The following is a 1214-nucleotide window of genomic DNA, read 5'->3' on the forward strand; positions in this document are numbered from 1 at the left end:
ACGTTGCTGCATCTAAGCCTGAGTACGTGAACCCATCTGACGTTCCTGCTGAAGTTGTTGCTAAAGAGCGTGAAGTTCAAGTTGAAATCGCTATGAACGAAGGCAAGCCACAAGCTATCGCTGAGAAGATGGTTGAAGGCCGCATGAAGAAGTTCACTGGCGAAGTTTCTCTAACTGGTCAAGCTTTCATCATGGAACCAAAGAAAACTGTTGGTGAAGTACTAAAAGAAACTGGTGCTACAGTAACTAACTTCATTCGTCTAGAAGTTGGTGAAGGTATCGAGAAAGCTCAAGAAATGAGCTTTGCAGAAGAAGTAGCAGCTGTTCAGAAGGGTTAATCCTTCTTTATAAGAATGCCAAAGACCGTAGCCAAGGCTGCGGTCTTTTTACAACTCCATATCTCAAGTTAGCCTGGAAGGTAAAACACATGACCACAAACCCAAAACCAACTTATCAACGAATTTTGCTTAAGCTAAGTGGTGAAGCACTACAAGGCGAAGAAGGTTTCGGCATTGATGCACAAGTTCTTGACCGTATGGCTCAAGAAATCAAAGAACTCGTTGAACTGGGTGTTCAAGTAGGCCTAGTTATTGGTGGTGGTAACTTATTCCGTGGTGCTGGCCTTGCAGAAGCAGGTATGAACCGAGTTGTGGGCGACCACATGGGTATGCTAGCAACTGTAATGAATGGCTTAGCAATGCGTGATTCTTTGCATCGTGCCTATGTGAACGCTCGAGTGATGTCTGCTATTCCTCTCAATGGTGTTTGTGATAATTACAACTGGGCTGATGCAATTAGCCAGTTACGCCAGGGCCGTGTAGTGATTTTCTCTGCAGGTACTGGTAACCCATTCTTCACAACAGATTCTGCGGCATGTCTGCGCGGTATCGAAATTGAAGCTGATGTTGTGTTAAAAGCGACCAAAGTGGACGGTGTTTACACAGACGATCCAGTTAAGAACCCAGATGCAGTACTTTGTGATAAACTAAGTTACCAAGATGTGCTTGAAAAAGAACTAAAGGTAATGGACTTAGCTGCCTTTACACTTGCTCGTGACCATAATATGCCAATTCGTGTCTTTAACATGAATAAGCCAGGCGCACTTCGTCGCGTCGTGATGGGTGAGCAAGAAGGGACGCTAATCACTAACGCTTAAGTACAAGTGAGCAACTGATTAATTAAGAAAGTAGTTTTACTTTTTTACTGTGACCGAA

The 1214-nt window shown here is 43.9% G+C and carries 2 protein-coding genes; both read left to right on the plus strand.

Going from position 1 to position 1214, the window contains the following annotated elements:
* On the plus strand, positions 1–338 hold a 338-nt coding region (tsf, locus tag NB231_RS00030; RefSeq protein ID WP_004998454.1), incomplete at its 5' end, for a translation elongation factor Ts.
* A gap of 89 nt (positions 339–427) precedes the next feature.
* Positions 428–1156, plus strand: a complete 729-nt coding sequence (gene pyrH / locus NB231_RS17215; RefSeq protein WP_004998455.1) for a UMP kinase — start codon at positions 428–430, stop codon at positions 1154–1156.
* The last annotated feature ends 58 nt before the right edge of the window (positions 1157–1214 follow it).

Origin of the sequence: Nitrococcus mobilis Nb-231 (assembly GCF_000153205.1) — a bacterium.
In the GTDB taxonomy this organism is placed as follows: Bacteria; Pseudomonadota; Gammaproteobacteria; order Nitrococcales; family Nitrococcaceae; genus Nitrococcus; species Nitrococcus mobilis.

Coding starts and splice junctions, on each gene's coding strand:
- pyrH (WP_004998455.1), top strand. CDS start 428: ATGACCACAAACCCAAAACCAACTTATCAACGAATTTTGCTTAAGCTA.